At 62.9% G+C, this 18577-nt stretch carries 17 protein-coding genes; 8 read left to right on the top strand and 9 right to left on the bottom strand.

Annotation, left to right across the window (positions count from 1 at the left end; genetic code table 11):
* Window positions 1-6 precede the first annotated feature (6 nt).
* Genes CKO42_RS05020 through grxC form a run of 3 tightly spaced genes read right to left on the bottom strand, consistent with a single transcriptional unit; the run spans window position 7 to window position 1204 of the window.
* Window positions 7-468, bottom strand: a complete 462-nt coding sequence (locus CKO42_RS05020; protein WP_200240063.1) for a hypothetical protein — start codon at window positions 466-468, stop codon at window positions 7-9.
* 18 nt (window positions 469-486) lie between these two features.
* Complete coding sequence (locus tag CKO42_RS05015) at window positions 487-894, bottom strand: RNA-binding S4 domain-containing protein (protein ID WP_200240061.1); 408 nt, start codon at window positions 892-894, stop codon at window positions 487-489.
* Window positions 895-946: 52 nt separating this feature from the next.
* Window positions 947-1204 (bottom strand): glutaredoxin 3, encoded by a 258-nt coding sequence (gene grxC / locus CKO42_RS05010; RefSeq protein WP_200240059.1) that lies wholly within the window; start codon window positions 1202-1204, stop codon window positions 947-949.
* A gap of 225 nt (window positions 1205-1429) precedes the next feature.
* Here grxC and pepN point away from each other — a divergent pair, with 225 nt between their 5' ends.
* Window positions 1430-4372 (top strand): aminopeptidase N, encoded by a 2943-nt coding sequence (pepN, locus tag CKO42_RS27145; protein WP_242479139.1) that lies wholly within the window; start codon window positions 1430-1432, stop codon window positions 4370-4372.
* Between the two features lie 49 nt (window positions 4373-4421).
* Here pepN and CKO42_RS04995 read toward each other — a convergent pair whose 3' ends face one another.
* A complete protein-coding gene (locus CKO42_RS04995) occupies window positions 4422-5459 on the bottom strand; it encodes an efflux RND transporter periplasmic adaptor subunit (protein WP_200240248.1) in 1038 nt (345 codons plus the stop codon).
* A gap of 80 nt (window positions 5460-5539) precedes the next feature.
* Window positions 5540-5950, bottom strand: coding sequence for a S24 family peptidase (locus tag CKO42_RS04990; RefSeq protein ID WP_420844265.1), 411 nt, complete (start codon window positions 5948-5950; stop codon window positions 5540-5542).
* A 406-nt stretch (window positions 5951-6356) separates the two neighbouring features.
* Here CKO42_RS04990 and CKO42_RS04985 point away from each other — a divergent pair, with 406 nt between their 5' ends.
* The 4 genes from CKO42_RS04985 to CKO42_RS04970 all read left to right on the top strand — a co-directional run bounded on the left by CKO42_RS04985 (window position 6357) and on the right by CKO42_RS04970 (window position 11288).
* Window positions 6357-8168 carry an ABCB family ABC transporter ATP-binding protein/permease gene (locus CKO42_RS04985; RefSeq protein ID WP_200240054.1) on the top strand — a complete coding sequence of 604 codons (1812 nt, stop codon included), beginning with the start codon at window positions 6357-6359 and terminating at the stop codon, window positions 8166-8168.
* A 263-nt stretch (window positions 8169-8431) separates the two neighbouring features.
* A complete protein-coding gene (locus CKO42_RS04980) occupies window positions 8432-10057 on the top strand; it encodes a GAF domain-containing sensor histidine kinase (RefSeq protein WP_420844264.1) in 1626 nt (541 codons plus the stop codon).
* Complete coding sequence (locus CKO42_RS04975; RefSeq protein WP_200240052.1) at window positions 10057-10704, top strand: response regulator; 648 nt, start codon at window positions 10057-10059, stop codon at window positions 10702-10704. The genes CKO42_RS04980 and CKO42_RS04975 overlap by 1 nt, the downstream gene beginning before the upstream one ends.
* A gap of 107 nt (window positions 10705-10811) precedes the next feature.
* Window positions 10812-11288: a rhodanese-like domain-containing protein gene (locus CKO42_RS04970; RefSeq protein WP_200240050.1), complete on the top strand. Its 477-nt coding sequence runs from the start codon at window positions 10812-10814 to the stop codon at window positions 11286-11288.
* A 31-nt stretch (window positions 11289-11319) separates the two neighbouring features.
* On the opposite strand, the gene CKO42_RS04965 is transcribed toward CKO42_RS04970, so the two are convergent.
* Entirely contained in the window at window positions 11320-12255 is a 936-nt protein-coding gene (locus tag CKO42_RS04965; RefSeq protein ID WP_200240048.1) for an NAD(P)H-binding protein, read from the bottom strand.
* A 286-nt stretch (window positions 12256-12541) separates the two neighbouring features.
* Here CKO42_RS04965 and CKO42_RS04960 point away from each other — a divergent pair, with 286 nt between their 5' ends.
* The gene (locus tag CKO42_RS04960; protein ID WP_200240046.1) at window positions 12542-13243 is read left to right on the top strand and encodes an SDR family oxidoreductase; all 702 of its coding nucleotides are present in this window, start codon (window positions 12542-12544) and stop codon (window positions 13241-13243) included.
* A gap of 32 nt (window positions 13244-13275) precedes the next feature.
* On the opposite strand, the gene CKO42_RS04955 is transcribed toward CKO42_RS04960, so the two are convergent.
* Together CKO42_RS04955 and lpxD are read right to left on the bottom strand one after the other, a co-directional pair.
* On the bottom strand, window positions 13276-13623 hold the full coding sequence (locus CKO42_RS04955; protein WP_200240044.1) for a Fis family transcriptional regulator: 348 nt from the start codon (window positions 13621-13623) through the stop codon (window positions 13276-13278).
* Between the two features lie 715 nt (window positions 13624-14338).
* A complete protein-coding gene (lpxD, locus tag CKO42_RS04950) occupies window positions 14339-15565 on the bottom strand; it encodes a UDP-3-O-(3-hydroxymyristoyl)glucosamine N-acyltransferase (protein ID WP_200240041.1) in 1227 nt (408 codons plus the stop codon).
* 70 nt (window positions 15566-15635) lie between these two features.
* Between lpxD and CKO42_RS04945 the strand changes: the two genes are divergently transcribed.
* The gene (locus CKO42_RS04945) at window positions 15636-16433 is read left to right on the top strand and encodes a DNA-formamidopyrimidine glycosylase family protein (RefSeq protein WP_200240039.1); all 798 of its coding nucleotides are present in this window, start codon (window positions 15636-15638) and stop codon (window positions 16431-16433) included.
* A 104-nt stretch (window positions 16434-16537) separates the two neighbouring features.
* On the opposite strand, the gene CKO42_RS04940 is transcribed toward CKO42_RS04945, so the two are convergent.
* On the bottom strand, window positions 16538-17092 hold the full coding sequence (locus tag CKO42_RS04940) for a hypothetical protein (protein ID WP_200240037.1): 555 nt from the start codon (window positions 17090-17092) through the stop codon (window positions 16538-16540).
* A gap of 174 nt (window positions 17093-17266) precedes the next feature.
* On the opposite strand from CKO42_RS04940, the gene CKO42_RS04935 reads away from it, so the two are divergent.
* Window positions 17267-18328, top strand: a complete 1062-nt coding sequence (locus CKO42_RS04935) for an Sfum_1244 family protein (protein WP_200240035.1) — start codon at window positions 17267-17269, stop codon at window positions 18326-18328.
* The last annotated feature ends 249 nt before the right edge of the window (window positions 18329-18577 follow it).

Below are 18577 nucleotides of genomic sequence, written 5' to 3'. Positions count from 1 at the left end.
TGACGGTCAGGACCGGCGGTCGCGAAACGGGCGGCGTCCTCGGTAGGCGGTGATCTGCTGCACGATGACTTGGAAGGGGAGATGGTCCAGACTGCCGAATCGGCTGACCGCAGCCCTGATGATCGCATCCACATCGTCGATGGTCTTTGGCACCTCCGCATCCGGGTTCAGCGCCAGATAGAGGCCGCGTAGGCCGCCCACCTGAACGCGCATCGCCTTCGCGTGCGGCAGTGCCGAGCTGCCATCGGTGGTTCTCAGCGCGAACCGCGCCTGGCCTCGTAACAGCTCCAACAACCTAACACAGCGCGCCTGCGCCTCGTCCGTCTCGCAGCTCACGCCTTCACGTTCGGCGATGCAAAAGCGCTCGGCGCGGCTGCAGGCGCATTGATTGGTCAAGATGCTCTTCTCGAACGGACAGTAGCGCTCGTTAATGGTGCTATAGGTCTCTCGTAAGACTTGGTTGTCCATCAGCGCTTGGGCCTCTGTCTATTTGCCGGTCAACTCGCTGAGTCGGCGGCGGTCGCGTTTGGTCGGGCGGCCGCCTTCGACCCGTAAGCTCGGCCCCGCGGCCCGGCGCTCTTGCACCAACTCTTGGCGCTTGAGCCGGCTCTGCTCGTCTTCCTCGAACAGCAGTGCCGCTTCGCTGGCCGGACGGCGCTGCTTGGAGAGCGCCTTGACCTCGATCTGCCATTCGAGCTGGCCCTTGTGGATGCTGAGCCTGGTCCCCGGGCGCACGCTGCGGCCGGGTTTTGCCCGTTGGCCGTCGAGATGGACCTTGCCGCCGTTGATGGCCTCAACAGCGAGTGGTCGCGTCTTGAAGAAGCGCGCCGCCCAGAGCCATTTGTCGAGCCGCTGGCTTCCCGCCTCTTCGACGCTAGCCTTTGCTGAGCTCATCGGTTGGCGCTCATCAGTCGGTACTCATCAGTCGGCGTTCATCAGTCGGTACTCATTGGCCTTGGAGCAAGGGGTCAAGCTTGCCGGCCCGGTCCAGTGCAGCCATGTCGTCGTAGCCGCCGATGTGGCGCTCATCGATGAAGATCTGCGGCACCGTCGTGCGCTGGCTGCGTTGGATCATGCTGCGCATCTGATCCTGGTCTTTATCGACCCGGATCTCTTCGAATTCGATGCCTTTCTGCTTGAGGAGTCTGCGTGCTCGCACGCAATAGGGGCAGAAAGCGGTCGAGTACATCTCCACAATGGGCATCATTGCGCTTTGACCCTCGCTGATCGGCGCCGGCGGCCGCTCTCAATCGGAGAACCGCCGCGCGCGTTGCTTGAAATCGGTCGATTGCGACCGGATGAGCCAAGATTGGCACAAGCGACCCGCATCCGCCAAGCTTCGCCGAGCCCTGGCTGGCCTCGAGCGCCACCGCCCGTTTTCCTCCAGCCTCTCTTTTCCTCCATCCTAGCAGAGCCACTCAGTACGCCGATGTATCGCACGACACCACCCGTTATCCGCCTCAGCGACTATCGCCCGCCGGAATTCCTGATCGATACCGTCGCACTGCGGTTCGAGCTTGATGATCAGCACACCGAGGTCGAGGCGGAACTCAGCCTGCGGCGTAACCCGGCCGCAACCCGCGGCAATGGCGATCTGCGGCTGGATGGCGAACAGCTCAAGCTCGAGACGATCAGCCTGAACGATCGGCCGCTGGCGCCTGCCGAGTATCAGGTCGAGGAGGATCACCTGATCGTCCGTCGGGTGCCGGATCGGTTCCAGCTGCAGACCCGGGTGCGGTTGAATCCGAGTGCGAACACGGCGCTGGAGGGGCTCTACGTCTCCGGTGACATGCTCTGCACCCAATGTGAGGCAGAGGGCTTTCGGCGCATCACCTATTTCCTCGATCGCCCGGACGTGATGGCGACCTACCGGGTCAGCCTGATTGCCGACCCCGAACGTTATCCGGTGCTGCTGGCAAATGGCAATCCGGCCGGCGAGGAGCGGCTCGCAGACGGCCGTCTTTGCGTCCACTGGGATGACCCCTTCCCAAAGCCGAGCTATCTGTTCGCCGTTGTCGCTGGCGCGCTGAGCGCGGTCGAGGAGACGTTCAAGACCGCCTCGGGCCGTCGCGTGCCGTTGCGGATCTATGTCGAGCCCGGCAACGAGGCGAAGTGCGAGCATGCGCTGCAATCGCTGATCCGCGCCATGCGCTGGGACGAGGAGCGCTATGGTCGCGAATACGACCTGGAGGTGTTCAACATCGTCGCCGTCAGCCATTTCAACATGGGTGCGATGGAGAACAAGGGGCTCAATGTCTTCAACGCCAAGTACATCCTAGCGAGCCCGGAATCGGCCACCGATGCCGATTTCGCCGGCATCGAGGGCGTGGTCGCCCATGAATACTTCCACAACTGGACCGGCAACCGCATCACCTGCCGCGATTGGTTCCAGCTTAGTCTGAAGGAGGGCTTCACCGTCTACCGTGACCAAGAGTTCTCGGCCGATATGGGCTCGCGCGGGGTCAAGCGCATCGAGGATGTGCGCATGCTCCGTGCGCGCCAATTCCCCGAGGACTCGGGTCCAATGGCGCATCCGGTGCGGCCCGATTCCTACATCGAGATCAACAACTTCTACACCGCGACGGTGTACGAGAAGGGCGCCGAGCTGGTGCGGATGCAGGCCAACCTGCTTGGTCCGAAGCGTTTCCGTAAGGCGACTGATCTCTACTTCGAGCGCTTCGATGGCCAAGCGGTGACGACGGACGATTTCGTCGACTGCATGGAGTCCGCTGGTGGCATCGACCTAACCCAGTTTAAGCGCTGGTATCGCCAGGCCGGCACGCCGCAGCTCGACTGCGCGGACCGCTATGATCCGGTGGCCGGCACCTATCAGCTCGAGGTACGCCAGCACACGCCGGCCACGCCGGGGCAGGCCGACAAACAACCGTTGCATATCCCGCTCGCCCTCGGACTGCTCGATGCCGATGGCCAGGAGCTGCCGCTGCGGCTGCAAGGCGAGACCAAAGCCCCGGCGCCCGGCACACGCCTGCTCGAGCTGCGCCAGCCGGTCGAGACCTTCATCTTCACCGGCCTCGCCGCGCAGCCGGTGCCCTCGCTGCTGCGTGGCTTCTCGGCCCCGGTGCGGGTCAGTTATCCCTACACCGATGCGCAGCTCAGCTTCTTGATGGCTCACGACAGCGATGGCTTCAACCGCTGGGATGCGGCGCAGACGCTGGCTCAGCGCCTGTTGCTGGCGATGGTGGCCGACCCGGCGTTGGCCGCGCCAGACAGCTTCATCGAGGCCTTCGAGCGTGCGCTTGCGGACGCGGCGGCCGAGGCTGACGGTGCCACTGATGCTGGCAGTGCCACCGATGCTGCCAGTGCTACCGATGCTGCCAGTGCTACCGATGCAATTGATCATGCCGGTGCTGCTGATCGTGCCGAGGCTACCGATGCCGCATTGATCGCCGAAGTGCTCAGCTTGCCCTCCGAGAGCTATCTCGGCGATCAGATGCAGGTGGTCGATGTCGATGGTATCCATCGTGCCCGCCAAGCTCTCGCTGCCGAGATCGGCAGACGCTTGCGCGAGCCGCTGCTGGCCGCCTACGCGCGCACCCGCAGCGATGCCGGCTTCGACCTGAGCCACGCCTCGATGGGCCGCCGCGCGCTCGGCAACCTCTGCCTGAGCTACCTGGTGCGCGCTGGCGATGCCGAGGGGCTGAGCCTGGCGCAGCGCCAGTTCGAGGCGCAGCAGAATATGACCGAGGTGATCGCCGCACTGCGGATGCTGGTCGAGGCGCCTAGCGAGCTGTCTGGAGTTGAATCAGCTGAAGCCGCTAGCGGAGCCGTAACCGGAGCTGAGTCCGACGCCCTATCGAGGGCAAGCTCGTCGGGAGCTGGAGCTGGAGCTGGAGCTGGAGCTGGAGCTGGAGCTGGAGCTGGAGCTGGAGCTGGAGCTGGAGCTGGAGCTGGAGCTGGGGCAGCACCAGCCAGCGATGCGGGCGAGCAGGCCCTTGCGGCCTTCTATCAGCGCTGGTCGGATGAGCCCTTGGTGATCGACAAATGGTTCGCGCTACAGGCTCAAAGCAGCCGGAGCGACACCTTGGCACGGGTCGAGAGGTTGCTCGGGCATCCGGACTTCTCGTTGACCAACCCGAACCGAGTGCGCGCCCTGATCGGCGCCTTCGCAGCCGGCAACCCAGTGCGCTTCCATGCCGCGGATGGAACCGGCTACCGCTTCCTCACCGACCGCATCCTCGAACTCGATCCGCTCAATCCCCAGATCGCCTCGCGCCTGGTCTACCCGATGACACGCTGGCGCCGCTACGATGAGGGCCGCCAGCAGCAGATGCGCATCCAGCTTGAGCGCATCCTTGAGGTGGTAGGTCTCTCCAATGATGTCTATGAGGTGGTCTCGAAGAGCCTGGGCTAGCCGAGATTGACCGGAGTCTGACGTTTGTCTACGGGCATGCGGCAACGGTTTAGAGCCGGCTGGTCTCGATTGCGCGCACCTCCTTGCCGGCCGCGAGGCCGAGGAAGCCGCGCGTGATGACTTGGGTGCCGGGCTCGAGACCGTCGACAATCTCGACCTGGTCTGTGATCCGGACGCCGATCTCGACCGGTTGGCGTTGGGCCTCGCCGGCTTCATCGATGATCCAGACGAAGGGGCCATCACGATCCTGGCGCAGGGCGCGGAAAGGAACCATCAGGCGCGGAATTCCTCTGCTCTCGAACCGGACGCGGACGAACTGGCCATCGCGCGCGCCGGCCGGGATCTGATCGAAGGCGATCTCGACCATGGCTTGGCGGCCAGTTTCGGAGAGCGTGGGGTGGATGCGCAGGATGCGGCCGGGCACGATCAACCCGCCGAGCGCGTCGATGCGGATCTGCACCGGATCACCAACGCTGAGCTGCGGCAGCACCAGCTCGGAGACCAGCACCTCGGCGATCAATGATGCTGGGTCGGCGATGCTGAGCAGGTGGGTGTTCTTGGTGACAAAATCGCCGGGCTCGGCGAGCCGCGCGGTGACCAGCCCGGCGAAAGGGGCGCTGATCTCGGTGAATGCCAGCCGCGTCTCCAACACGCGCACCTGGGCCTCGGCGACGGCGACTGCGGTGCGTGCCTGGGCGATCTCGTCTTCCGATGCGCCGCCACGTCCGGCGAGTCCCTCGAGGCGCTTCAGATCCAACCGCTCCTGGGCGGCGGTGGCGCGTGCCGCATCCAGCTCGGCGCGCAGCAGGTCATCTTCGAGCCGGATCAGTGTCTGCCCCGGCGCGACTTCATCGCCCTCGAAGACCTGGAGCTCGGTGATACGGCCCTCTTCTTGGCTGTGCAGCCGCACCAGGCGTCGCAGTCGAAGACTCCCGGGGCGCTCATGCGGTACCGCGACCGAGGCCCGCTCGGCGGTGATGGTTGTGACCAGATGTTCGCTCGCTGGACGCGACGGCTTGGACTGCCCGTCGTTGGCGGATGGCTTCGACCCAAACGGGGCATCGCTGCAGCCAGCGATTGGCAGCATGATCCAAAGCAGGGCAAGGGTGAGCCAGGCGAGCGGTCGAGCGCCGTGGCGACCCGCGCACAGCAGTTGATGGGCGTGCCTCACGCGCCTTGGTGCGTGATGTCGACGGCGTTGACCTGGGTGGCTGGAGCGCTGCTCGAGCCGCCCTCGGCGTCGCGATACTCGTAATGCTTGATTCGGCGACGGATGTTGCGCTGAATGATCACGCCGAGCACCTTCCACTCCAGCCCCGTCAGCTCGATTTCGGGGAAACGCTCGTTCAGCGCGAGCAGCCATTCGCGCCCCTGGTCGTCACGCCGATACTGGCGGAACCAGCGCACGCCCTCGACCTCGACGAACACATACATGCCGCTGCGGCATTGCTCGGTCGGCTCGACGATCACCACGCACTTGTCTGGGAACTCCGGTTCCATATCCGGCCCGAGCACCTGTAGTGCATAGGGCTCGTGCATACTGCAGCCGGTGCCTTCCAGCATGGGTTCTGACATCATGAGACCTCATCTAATGTTACAAGCAGAGGGCTGCGTGAGTGCAGCCGGCTGAGGGTTGATCGCTTTCGCGGCTGCTGGCGAAGTCCGTCAACAATCCAGTTCACTGCTCACAAGGTAGGATTGAGCGCGGAGAGGTCAATGTCTAGTGCAGGCTTTGCATGCGGGGTGCTGATCTTGAGCGCGCCCGCGCCCGCGCCCGCGGTCGCTGTCCGCGCGATCTGGCCTTGACCGTCGGCTGATCCCAATAAGAGCACTGGAATGGCAGATTTCGCCGATGAGTGCAGAGGCTTCAATCGGCTGCGACCAAACGCTTCGACCAAACCCAACTTCACCGGCTCAGTGACCTTATAACCTCGCCCGACTAATCTCGCCCGAACCGCATCACCTCGCCCGAACCGCATCACCCATGATTCGAATCCATGCTGCCACCGAGCGCGTCCACTCAGACCGGCGTGACCGTCACAACCTGCGCGGTATCTTGCCTTATCTGGCCGAGTTTCGCGGTCGCGCCCTGCTGGCGTTAGCCTGCCTGATCTGCGCCAAGCTCGCCAACGTTGGCGTACCCATCGTACTCAAGAACATCGTTGATGCCTTCGAGCAGGCGCGCGAGCAGATCCTGGTGCTGCCGATTGGCCTGCTGCTGGCCTATGGGGCGCTGAAGCTGAGCAGCTCGCTGTTCAACGAGCTGCGTGACGTGGTCTTCGCCCGGGTGCGCTTCCGCGCCATGCGCCGCCTGTCGACGCGGGTACTGACGCATCTGCATCAGCTGTCGCTGAGCTATCACCTCGGCCGTCAGAGTGGGGCGGTGAGTCGGGATCTGGAGCGCGGCACGCGCTCGATCGCGACCATTCTTAACTATCTGGTGTTCAGCGTGATCCCGGTGCTGGTCGAGTTCACGCTGGTCGCCGCTGTGCTACTGACCAAGTACGAGCTGATCTTTACGCTGGTGACCTTTGGCACCGTGGTGGTGTATATCGGCTTCACCTTCGCGATCACCGAGTGGCGCATGGACTACCGCCGACAGATGAATGTGCTCGATTCGCGCGCGAATACCCACGCCTTCGACAGCCTGCTCAACTACGAGACGGTCAAGTACTTCGGTAACGAGCGCCTCGAGCTCGATCGCTATGACAATACCCTGGCCCAGTGGGAGGACGTCGCGGTCAAGAGCCAGTCCTCGATGTCGCTGCTCAACTTCGGCCAGGGCAGCATCATCGCCATCGGCGTCACGGTGATCATGGCGTACGCCGCCCAGGGCGTCGTTAGCGGCAGCATGAGCATCGGTGACCTAGTGCTGGTCAACGCCTTCATGCTGCAGCTGTTCATTCCGCTTGGCTTCCTCGGTATCGTCTATCGGCAGATCAAATACGCACTGGCCGATATGGATCTGGTGTTCAAGTTGCTCGAGCGCGCGCCGGAGATTACTGATGCCCCGGCTGCACCGCCGCTGGTGTTGCATAAAGGCGCTGTCCGTTTTGAGCAGGTCGGTTTCCACTACCAGCCGGAGCGCGTGATCCTGCAGGCAGTCGATTTTCGCATCGACCCAGGCGAAAAGGTGGCGGTCGTCGGGCACAGTGGTGCGGGCAAGTCGACCCTGGCGCGACTGCTGTTCCGCTTCTACGACCCGCAGCAGGGACGGATCTTGATCGACGATCAGGATATCCGCGGGGTTCTGCAAGACAGCCTACGCGCGGCGATCGGCGTTGTTCCCCAGGATACGGTGCTGTTCAACGACAGCATCCGCTACAACATTGCCTATGGTCGCACCGACGCCACCGAGGATGAGGTCCGGCGTGCGGCTGAGCTGGCCCATATCGCCGATTTCATCGCTCGGTTGCCGGATGGCTGGGATACGGTGGTCGGCGAGCGCGGTCTCAAGCTCTCTGGTGGCGAGAAGCAGCGCGTCGCCATCGCCCGTGCCATCCTCAAACGGCCGCGCATCCTGATCTTCGATGAGGCCACCTCGTCACTGGATAGCCGCACCGAGCAGGCGATCCAGCAGACACTGGCCGAGGTCTCAGAGGATCACACCACGCTGGTGATCGCGCACCGGCTCTCGACCGTGGTCGACGCCGATCGCATCCTGGTGATGGATCAGGGGCGTGTCATTGAACAGGGCGCGCATCGCAGCTTGCTGTCACAGGGTGGCACCTACGCGGCGATGTGGGAGCTGCAGCAGCGCGAGCGTGAGGCGGATCGACAGGAGGCGGCATCGTGACGCTGCGTTTTGAGCCAGCCTTACAGGATGCGTCTGACACCTCTGCTTCTGATCCAGCCTTACAGGATGCGTCTGATCCATCAGCGTCTGTCTCCTCTGATGCCGACGCTCGAGGCTCGAAGCGACAAGATCCAGAGGGCGGGAGGGAACGGCCGGATCGGTCGGCACGGAATGCGAGCTGCTCAAGTCAGGGCGACACGAGCGCTGCGCCCGCCGCAAAGAGGGTCCGTGGCGCTGTTGCGAACTCAGATGCGCGGGCAAATGTGCGGGCAGATCTGAGCCTCGTCGCCAAGGAGAGGAGGGGTAGGACATCGCGCGTTGAGACGTCGCACCGTATCTGCCAGATCCTGGTCTCAGCGCGACTCGCCTGGCCACTGGCGACAGTCGTACTGGCATTGCTTGGGGCCTTGGCCCTGTTGCTGACGAATATACTGATGCCGGGCCAGGCCTGGCCCAAATGGCTGTGCCTTGGTTTCCTGTCGGCAGGGTTCGCCGCCGCCGTACTGGCTGGGGTGCGGCTCAAGACGCAGCTGCTGATGCCGCTGGTCAGCCTCGAAGACACCGTGGCTCGGGTCTGTCAGGGCGAGCCGGGTGCAAGCCGCTCGTTGTCGAACGTGGGCGTACTCGACGGTATGGCGCGCGACATCGGCGCCTTGAACGCCGAGCTGACCGATCTCTATGAAGACATGGACACGCGCGTCGCGCGACAAACCATGCGCCTGGCACAGAAGACCGCGTCGCTGAAGATCCTCTACGATGTCGCCGCGGAGATCGCCCGTGCCGAGAGCCTGGATGCGCTTCTGCTGCGCTTTCTGCGCACCTTGAAGGAGATGGTCAACGGCCGCGCGGCAACCGCGCGGCTGGTCGCGCCCGATGGCAGCCCACGGCTGGTTGGCTCGATCGGGCTGGATGACGATCTGGTGCGCGAGCAGGATATGGCGCCGGTTGACCTCTGTCTCTGCGGCACCGTGCTCTGCCCCGGCGAGATCGTCTGCGACAATGACCTGCGCTACTGTTCGCGGGTCTATGGTCGGCGGATGTTCGACAGCGATGCGCTGGAGGTGGTCACGGTGCCGCTCAAGCACCACGATGAGCTGCTTGGGGCCTACTCGATCTTCATCGAGCGCTCTGGGATCAGCCGGCGCGAGGACATCCTCGATCTGCTGGCCACCATCGGCCAGCATATCGGCGTGGCGATTGCCAAGTATCGCTCCGACCATGAGGCGCAGCGTCTGTCGATCTTGGAGGAGCGCAGCTCGCTCGCGCATGAGCTGCATGACTCGCTGGCACAGACACTGGCCAGCCTGCGTCTGCAGGTGCGGATGCTGGCGGATGCGCTGGACGGACATGAAATCCCGGCCGAGGCGCAGGCTGACCTGACGCGGATTCGTAACGGGATTGACGAGGCTCACGGCGAGCTGCGCGAACTGCTCGGGAGCTTCCGCGCACCCTTGGATCGGCGCGGGCTGATCCCGACCCTGCAAGACATTACGCACCGTTTTGGTCAGCGCACCGGCATCCATGCCGCCTTTCAGATGGGCTGTCGGCCGTTTGACCTCTCGGCCGCCGAGGAGCTGCAGATCATGCGGATTGTCCAGGAAACCTTAACCAATGTACGCAAGCATGCGCAGGCGCAGACGGTGCGGGTGCTGCTGACCCGCGAACAGACTGGCGAATATGTGTTGCTGATCGAAGACGATGGCGTTGGTTTCAGCACCCCCAGGCGCAGTGGTCATCCGGGTGAGCATATTGGTCTGTCGATCCTTGAGGAACGTGCCCGGCGGATCGGCGCGGCGCTGAATATCGAGAGTGAGCCCGGCGAGGGCACTCGCATCGAGCTGGTCTTCAATCCGACGGCGCGTGGCGCCGCGACTGAGCAGGTCAGCTGATGCGCGTCTTGCTAATTGATGACCATGCGTTGTTTCGTATTGGCCTGCTCGAGCTTCTGGAGCGGCGTGGGATCGAGGTGATCGACGCGGTGGGCGACAGCGATGTCGGGCTGCGGCTGGCGCGTGACTGTGCGCCGGACGTGGTGCTGATGGATCTGCGGATGCCGGGTGAGAATGGGATCGATGTGGTGCGCAGGATGCAACGCGAAGGGATCGAGCGCCGCGTTGCGATGCTGACCACCAGCACCGACGAGCGCGATGTCGTTGAGGCACTTCAAGCGGGTGTGAACGGCTACCTGCTCAAGGACATGGAGCCGGATGACCTAGTGGCCGCATTGCAGGGGATTCTCAACGGACAGACCATCGTCGCGCCCGAACTCACCGGAGCGCTGGCGCGCGCGGTTCGGCAGGAGACAGCGGCGCCGGACGAGCCTGCCGTCACCTTCTCGGACCTGACCCCGCGCGAGATGGAGATCCTTTGTCACTTGGCCGGTGGCCAGAGTAACAAGGTCATCGGCAACGAGCTGGGGATCTCCGAGGGCACCGTGAAGCTGCACGTGAAATCCATTCTGCGCAAGCTGAAGATGCGCTCCCGCGTCGAGGCCGCGGTACTCGCCGTCGAGCAGGGGCTCTGCGACCGCCAATGAATGGCCAGGAAAGGGCTAGGATCACTGAATTCGGAATCAAACTGAAGCTGGAATCAAACTGAAGCTGGAATCAAACTGAATCCGGAATCAAAAAAATTAAGGTAGCAATGAAGAATTTTCTCGAACTGATCAGCCACTGTCTGACTGATGTCCGCGAGATCATGCCCTGGGATCTCGAGGAGCGTCTCGAGGCCAACCCTGATCTCCTGATCCTCGATGTACGTGAGCCGAGCGAGTTTGACGCCATGCATATTGCCGGCTCGCTGAACGTGCCGCGTGGCATCTTGGAGTCGGCTTGCGAGTGGGACTACGAGGAGACCGAGCCGGAGCTGGTGCGTGCACGCGAGCGCGAGATCGTCGTCGTTTGCCGCTCCGGCAATCGCAGCATCCTTGCCGCGCATGCGATGCAGGTGCTGGGTTACAGCAATGTCGTCTCGCTACAGAGCGGTGTGCGGGGTTGGAAGGATTATGACCAGCCCTTGGTCGACGGCGAGGGCCAGGATGTTGATCTCGACGATGCCGACGTCTACTTCACACCCAAGCTGCGCCCGGACCAGCATCGCCCCGCCGCGGAGCAGGGCTGACCCGCCGCGGAGTATCGCTGAAGTGCAGTCGCTATGGGCTAGCCAGGTAGCTCAGACTGTGCTGATCGAATGGGCGTCCGGCGATTCCAAGCCGTGCGAGCCCATCGTCGCTACAGGTATTCCCGGCCAGCAGCATGCGAAGCTGATCGCGGGTGACCGGGAACCAGCTGAAGCGGCCAAGGACCGCCGCGACCGGCTCGAGCACCAGCGCCGGCGCTGGCAACATCAGCTTTGACTTACCGCTCGCGGTCGCTAGGGCTTTCAGGATCTCCTTCCAACTCGGGCTGTCCGGTCCGCAGAGCGCATAGGTCTGTCCGATCGCGTCCTCGCGCGTCAGGGCCGTTGCGAAGGCGTTGGCAACATCTTCGACATGCACCGGCGCGAGTCGAAACCCCCCTGCATCCAGCACTGAAAGACCGGCGAAGAAGAGGGGCGCGGGCACCGGACTATCGATCAACTCAGCCTTCAGCTGTGTGCAGAATTCCATGCGGCCACGCGGCGGGCCGAAGATCACCGAGGGACGGAAGATGGTCCACTGCAGGGTCGAGTGCTTGAGTCGCTCTTCGGCGGCCAGCTTGGTGGATTGATAAGGGGTCTGATCCTCTGGCTGATCGGCATCGACGCCGTTCGCGCTCATCAATAGGAAACGCTGGACCCCCAGCTCCTCGGCCAATGCGATGCTGCGCTCGGCACCGCGCCGCTGCATCGCGTCGAAAGTGATCCCTTGCTGCGGCTGTTCCCGCAGGATGCCAATCAGGTAGATCGCGGCCTCAGTGCCGCTCAAGCACTCGCGAATATCGGCCTCGTTGGCGACATCGCCGCGCACCGGCGTGCAGTTTGGGTTTGAGCTCAGTTTGTGCTCGCTGCCAGGTCGCGTCAGTACGCGCAGCTCATGGTTAGCCTGCAACAAGGCATCGATGATGTAGCTGCCGACGAAGCCGGTGCCGCCAATGATTCCAATCTTCATCGTGGTTCTCCGAGAGGAAATGGTTGAGATTGATGGTCCGGGCCGGCGGTTGGAGGCGATGACTGATCCCGCCGTGGAGCGCTCGGGTGATCCGACGAAACTCCCACAGAGAAGCTGAGGTAGGAACTGCCAAAACGCAACCCGGGTTGCGAGAGCGTCGGTGGAGCGCTCGCCGCTGTCCATGCAATGTAGGTCCTTTACGGCAAATAAGCGAGACTTGTAAAGGTATTGAAGAGTCAAGACTGTCTATGTTCGTAATGTTCTTACATCGACTCGGAGGCCCGAAGTGGCAAACAACAGTCTTATCATCGGCGGCAGTTCTGGTATTGGCGCAGCGCTGGTCGCCTCCCTCGTCGAGCATGGCCATCGGGTCACCCATCTCTCGCGTGAGCCGGAGAAGGGGCCAGACGTCGTCGCGGCACGCGGCGTCCGCTGGGATGCACTCAGCGAGCCGTTTCCCCGCGACTGTCTTCCTGAGCGGCTTGATGGCTTGGTCTACTGTCCGGGCAGCATCCGTCTGAAGCCCTTCGCTCGACTGCGCGAACAAGAGCTGCGCGACGACTTCGAGCTCAACCTCATGGGTGCGGTGCGCGCCTTGCAGGCCTCGCACGAGGCGCTCAAGCGCAGCGATCAAGCCTCTGTGGTGCTATTCAGTACCGTGGCTGTGGGCACCGGCATGCCCTTTCATGCATCAGTCGCGGCAGCGAAAGGGGCGGTCGAAGGGTTGATGCGATCGCTGGCTGCTGAATGGGCGCCAGCGATCCGGGTCAACGTCATCGCGCCCACGATCACTGACACGCCATTGGCAAGCCGCCTGCTGAGCACTGAGGACAAACAGCAGGCGGCTGCGGAGCGGCATCCCTTGAAGCGCATCGGCTCGGCGAAGGAGTTGGCTGAGGTGGCGCGTTGGCTATTGACCGACGCAAGCCTCGTCACTGGCCAGGTTGTCAGGGTTGATGCGGGACTGTCTTCACTGCGGATGCTTTGAGAACGCTGAGGGAGGCGCGGATGTGGATGGCGCTAGGTGCTCGCAGCGGGGAGTGAGGCTGGGGCGGAGGCTGTCCGCTGAGGTCGTCGCGCGCCGATTCGGCGTAACTTCGATTTGAGGCTCGAAAATGCGGACTTGATCGATTCTTCGGCCTTCTTCTGCGCCTCGCGGACGATGATTTGCTGCCGTTCTGGCGAGGTGACGACGAGCTCGAAGCGGACTCGGTGGCCGTTGAGTTGGTCGAACTCTTCGGCGATACGTGCCCCGATCTCGTAGTCGCGGCCAGGGAAGCTGGCTTGAATCGCCTGTGCCTGCTGATTGATCAGGCGCTTGATGCGATTGTCCAACGCAAGAAAGTCTCCAGAAATTCTAACGCTCATTCACTACCTCATTGCATGTGACCAGTGCATTGCTCGCGGCTGCGATAGGTTGCATTGGTCGCCGAGCCCGGTTCTGGCGATGTGATCGCTCAGCGATAGGGCTCTGGCTTTGACAGGGGCCCGATGAATTGGCTACGGGTCCGCTCAAGCGTGGCTACGCTTTTAAAGGAACTGCTCATCACAGAGGATTGCGGTATCAAGGGGTCTGGATATGGCGATTCGCGCACTCAGCACTGCGACACCGCATGAATCCTGGAGTGGCCTTCGGCCTTTTCGTTCATCTTCCTGAGTCCGGTAATGCCGGTTCAGCGGACAATACTGGCTCTAGTGGAGCGATGTTGCCGGAGGTTTCACCGAAGTGATGAGTCCTTATTGGGGCCGGTACCGCGAAAGGGGTGGGGCGGCGGCGCGTTTAGACCTCTCCATTGACGTTGGGACAATACCATAAAGTTTGCGTTTACACACCTGAAATTCTAGTGTGCGCTCGACTACGCGTTCGACGATTTGGTGATGACCCACTGCTTCACAATCCCATAATTTTCATCGGGTGTTGATGCGGTGTGAGGCGCGAACTTTGCGGCCGGCCGGCGCTCGAACTCAGCGAGCTTCAGTGAAGCTCTCTGACTCCTTGTCGTGTTCCCCCGCCGTTGGCGGGGTTTTTTTTGGCTGAGGCTTTGCGTATCCGGCTCTGGTTTTGCGTCCAAGGTTTTGCGCATCAGGGTTTGCGCAAGGATCTCTCGAGCTCGGAGAGTTGCAGCTTCAGCGCCATGAGTTCGGCGCGCCAACCCTTCATCGTCTTGAGCAGCGCCGGCAGCTGGGCGAGGGCGGCAAGCTCGCGCAGGGTCTGCTTCATCGGTCGAGCCGGGGTGCCGAAGACGGTGGCCCCGGCTGGAACGTCCTTGGTCACGCCCGCTTGCCCGCCGATGCGGGCACCGGCACCGATCTCGAGATGGTCGGAGATGGCGACCTGGCCGGCGACGACCGTGCCCGTGCCCAGGCGGCTGCTGCCAGCGACGCCAGACTGGCTGACCAGGATGACGTGGGCGCCGATGTCGGTGTTGTGGGCAATCTGAACCAGATTGTCGATCTTGGTGCCGCGGCGGATGCGGGTCTCGCCGAGGGTCGCGCGATCCACGCAGCTGTTGCAGCCAATGTCGACCTCGTCTTCGATGACGACGCGCCCGAGCTGCGGAACCTTGCGATGCGCGCTGCCGTCCCAGACGAAGCCGAAACCGTCACCGCCGATGACGCAGCCTGAGTGCAGGATGCAGCGCGCGCCAAGCTCACAATTGCGTTGGATGGTGACATTGGCCTCTAGGGTGCAGTCGGCGCCAATGCTGACATTGCGCTCGATGACGCTGCCGGCGCCTATCACCGAGCGCGGCCCGATGTGGGTGTCTGCGCCGACCACGGCATTCGGCCCAATCGAGACCGCTTCGCCCAGCTGGGCGCTGGGATCGACAACGGCGCTGGGATGGATGCCTGCGGCGGCTGGCCGCGGAACGAAGCGCTCGGCGATGCTGAAGAAGCGCTCTCTCGGGCGCGTGGTGCGGAGCAGCTCCGGGCCATCGATGGTCGGGAAGTCAAGCGGAACGATGACGGCACCGGCACGGCTCCTGCTCACCGCCTCGGCCTGATCTCTCTGCTCGGCGAAGCAGAGGTCGCTTGGTCCGGCAAGGGCCAGGCTGTTGACGCCGGTAAAGCCGCTGATCCTGGCCTGGTCTGCGGTTCTGGGCTGGCTCGGCGCTGCGTTCGCTGCGGAGGCTTCGACATCGGTTCGGCTAGCCTGTGTTGCCGCGGCCTGTGTTGCCGCGGCCTGTGTTGCCGCGGCCTGTGTTGCCGCGGCCTTTATTGCAGCAGTCTTTGTTGCAGCAGCCTTTGTGGCCGCGACCGGCGGTGCGATCTCGAGGAGCGCGCAGAGCTGAGCGAAATCGAGGACCATGATGATTTCCTTTGTCTGTGGATCAAGCGAAGGCCGACTGCGGCCCAGAAGAGACCCGAGATAACAGCAGATGCCCGAGGGCGACACCATCACCAAGCTGGCGCGGTTTCTGGATCAGGCGTTGGCTGGGCAACCGATCCAGGCGCTACGGTTGCATCCGGCGTTTGGTGCCTCTGCCGGTCCGGCACAGGTCGAGCGCGTCAGCGCTCAGGGTAAGCATCTCTATATTGCCTTGGACAACGGTCGACTGCTACGCAGCCATCTGGGGCTTTACGGCAGTTGGCATCGTTACCGGTCCGGCGAACCTTGGCGTCGACCACGTCGGCAGGCCTCGATTCTGGTCCAGGCCGCGGAGTGGGACTATGTGTGTTTTAACGCCAAGGAGGCCGAGTGGCTCGAGCAGGGAGGTTTCCGATTGGCGGATCAACAACATCGGCTCGGCATCGATCTCATCAGCGAGCAGATCGAGCCAGCAGCGCTGCTGGCTCGCGCTCGGCAGCTGCTCTCGCCCGCGACCCTGATGGTGGATGTGCTTTTGGACCAACGGGTGGCGGCCGGGATCGGCAACGTCTACAAGTCCGAGCTTCTCTTTCTTCAGCGATATTCCCCGTTGGCTACCTTGGGCAGTGTTAGCGATGAGACCTTGGTCGGGTTTTATCAGCAAGCGTCCGAGCTGCTGAAGGCCAATCTTGGTGGTGGTCCGCGTACAACGCGTTTTGCGCAGGATCGCCGCGGCCATCTGTGGGTCTATGGCCGCCGCGATCTGCCTTGCCTACGCTGCGTCACGCCGATCAGGCGTTCCATTCTTGGGGCACAGCCGCGCTCGACCTACTGGTGCGAGAGCTGCCAGTCGCAGGGCTCCGCGTGATGGCCGCTAACATGAACCACCGATTGGATGCGGATCAGGAGCTTTTGCACCAGGACACCAGGACGTCAGGGCGGGTTGGGCAAGCGAGTACCTGTGAAGGCCCGTCACTCGAACAGATCGCGGAACGCCTTGGCGAAGCGCTTGTAAGCATCCCAGCCGTCTTTGTCCATGATCTGGTCGATGATCCAGCGGTTTTCTTCTTCGCGGCCCATGAGTTGCTGGATCTCGAAGCCGAGGTGGCGCAGGAAGGGGTAGGTCGGGCCTTCGTCGTCGAGCTGGAACTCGGCGTACTCCTCGGAGCGTTGATTTAGCCGACTCAGGAAGGGCGAGCCGTAGTCGCCGGGGCCGAGCAGGTCCTGACTGTTGTCTTGAATATGCTCGACAAGCTTTTTGGCGAAGGCCGTGATCAGGTCGCGGCGTTGCGCGTCGTCGACGAGATCGTGACTGAGACGGTCGGCAATCTGGATCAGGAACACCAGGTATTCTTGGATCACCTCCAAGCGTTGGGCGTCGTCGCGATAGACGAAGCGCTCACAGTGCAGCGAGATCGCCTTGTCGACTGCGATTCGCCAGCCGATAAAGGCCAGTGCCCCGCCGATCTCGCTGAGTGAGCGTTGCTGCTCGTCATTCCACCAGTGACTCTTGATGCGTAACGCCATGCATGACTCCAGGTTGTGCTCGGAGGCTTGAGGAGCCACCAAGGTTCGACTTTATTTCTGACTGTTTTGCTGGGTAAACTCGACCTAAATTGAAGGCAAAGCGGGGCCAGCTCAAGCGTTCTTCTGAGGACGGGAGATGGGTCCTGATCCAGACTCAGAACAGGTCAGCGAACAATGAATCATCATCAGGTACAGACGTTGGCGGAGACCGTTCAGCGTAACTGCCACATCTCCGATGCGCGCCACGGAGGCGATTACTCGCTCTGCATCTATCTGATGAAGATGCGTGAGTACTATCGCTGGGAGAAGCGTCTGCCCCTTGGGGCTCCGTTACAGAAGGATGCGGTCGGGGAATGGCTGGCCGAGCGCGAGGCGCTTTGGGACGCGTTGGCCGAGGCCGAACTGGCGCCGGTTGAGATCGAGGGCGAGGCGTTTGATCCGTTCGACGCCGACGCCATCAATGCTCGGCTCGCGCCGCAAGGGCTGGTCTACAGCAGTGGACTCGGTCATCAGGCAAAGCCGCATTTCTTTCTCGGCGACCTCGAGCGTTGCGCCGTTAATGGTGACTGTTCGGTCTATGTCTCAGCCGGGGAGTATGCGCGCGATCTGACCGCACCGCCGGCGATGTCGCTTGGTAAGACCATCTTTCTGCGCCGGGAGTCCTTACGCCGCATGCTCTGGGAGAAGCTCGAGAGCTGGCGCTGGAGCCGTCCGGATAACGCGCTTGGCCGGGCCTTTGCGTGCTACGCGTTCGACACTGACTTCGAGGCGGCTCTGAGTGCGATGGCTGACCGCGAGATCGATCACGCGCTCCTGCACGAGCAGGGCGAGCATCAGGCCGGACTGCTGCTCGGGGAGAGCGACTGGGGTCAGATGCTGCTCGACCTGGCGCAAACCCCAGCGGAGCTGATGGCGCGTGCGGTGCGCGACCATCTGGCAGACTCTCTGGTGACCCTGCCGCGGTTGCTTGAGAGCGTCGACACAGCGGCGCAGCCCGCGGCACTCCACTTCTATGTCGGCAACCTGACCAACATGCGCAAGTCCATCTTTCCGTCATTGACCGGTGCCTATGAATCTTGGCGCCGGGATGGTGATCTCGCCGAGCTGCGGCAGTTGGCTGAGCGTGGTCGTGAGCATTGGCAGACCCTGGGTGCCGCGATGCTTGCCCTCCACCAGGAACGGGGCGGCGATGCTGCTGGTGCAATCCGCGAGCTGGTCTCGGCGCGGCATCTTTAGCGCTGAACCGGGTTGTTGCCGACCAGGACCGAGGGCGAGCCGCCGCTGAGTGGCTGGCCGGCGACGTCAGCAAGGGCAAGCGCAAGGCGCCTCTAACCTGCTTGCTCGGTGCTCTATCGGCCGACCGCTGGTGGTCTGCGGCGCTCGAGCGAGCCTCGTTCGATGCGTGGTTCGTGCGTGGTTCGATGCGCGTTGCTTTTGATCCGCCCAGCTCAGCTGTACACTCTCTGGATTATCCATTCCCACCGT

This window comes from Lamprobacter modestohalophilus (assembly GCF_016583905.1).
GTDB lineage: Bacteria > Pseudomonadota > Gammaproteobacteria > Chromatiales > Chromatiaceae > Lamprobacter > Lamprobacter modestohalophilus.
This window is presented reverse-complemented; position numbering and strand designations above follow the sequence as displayed.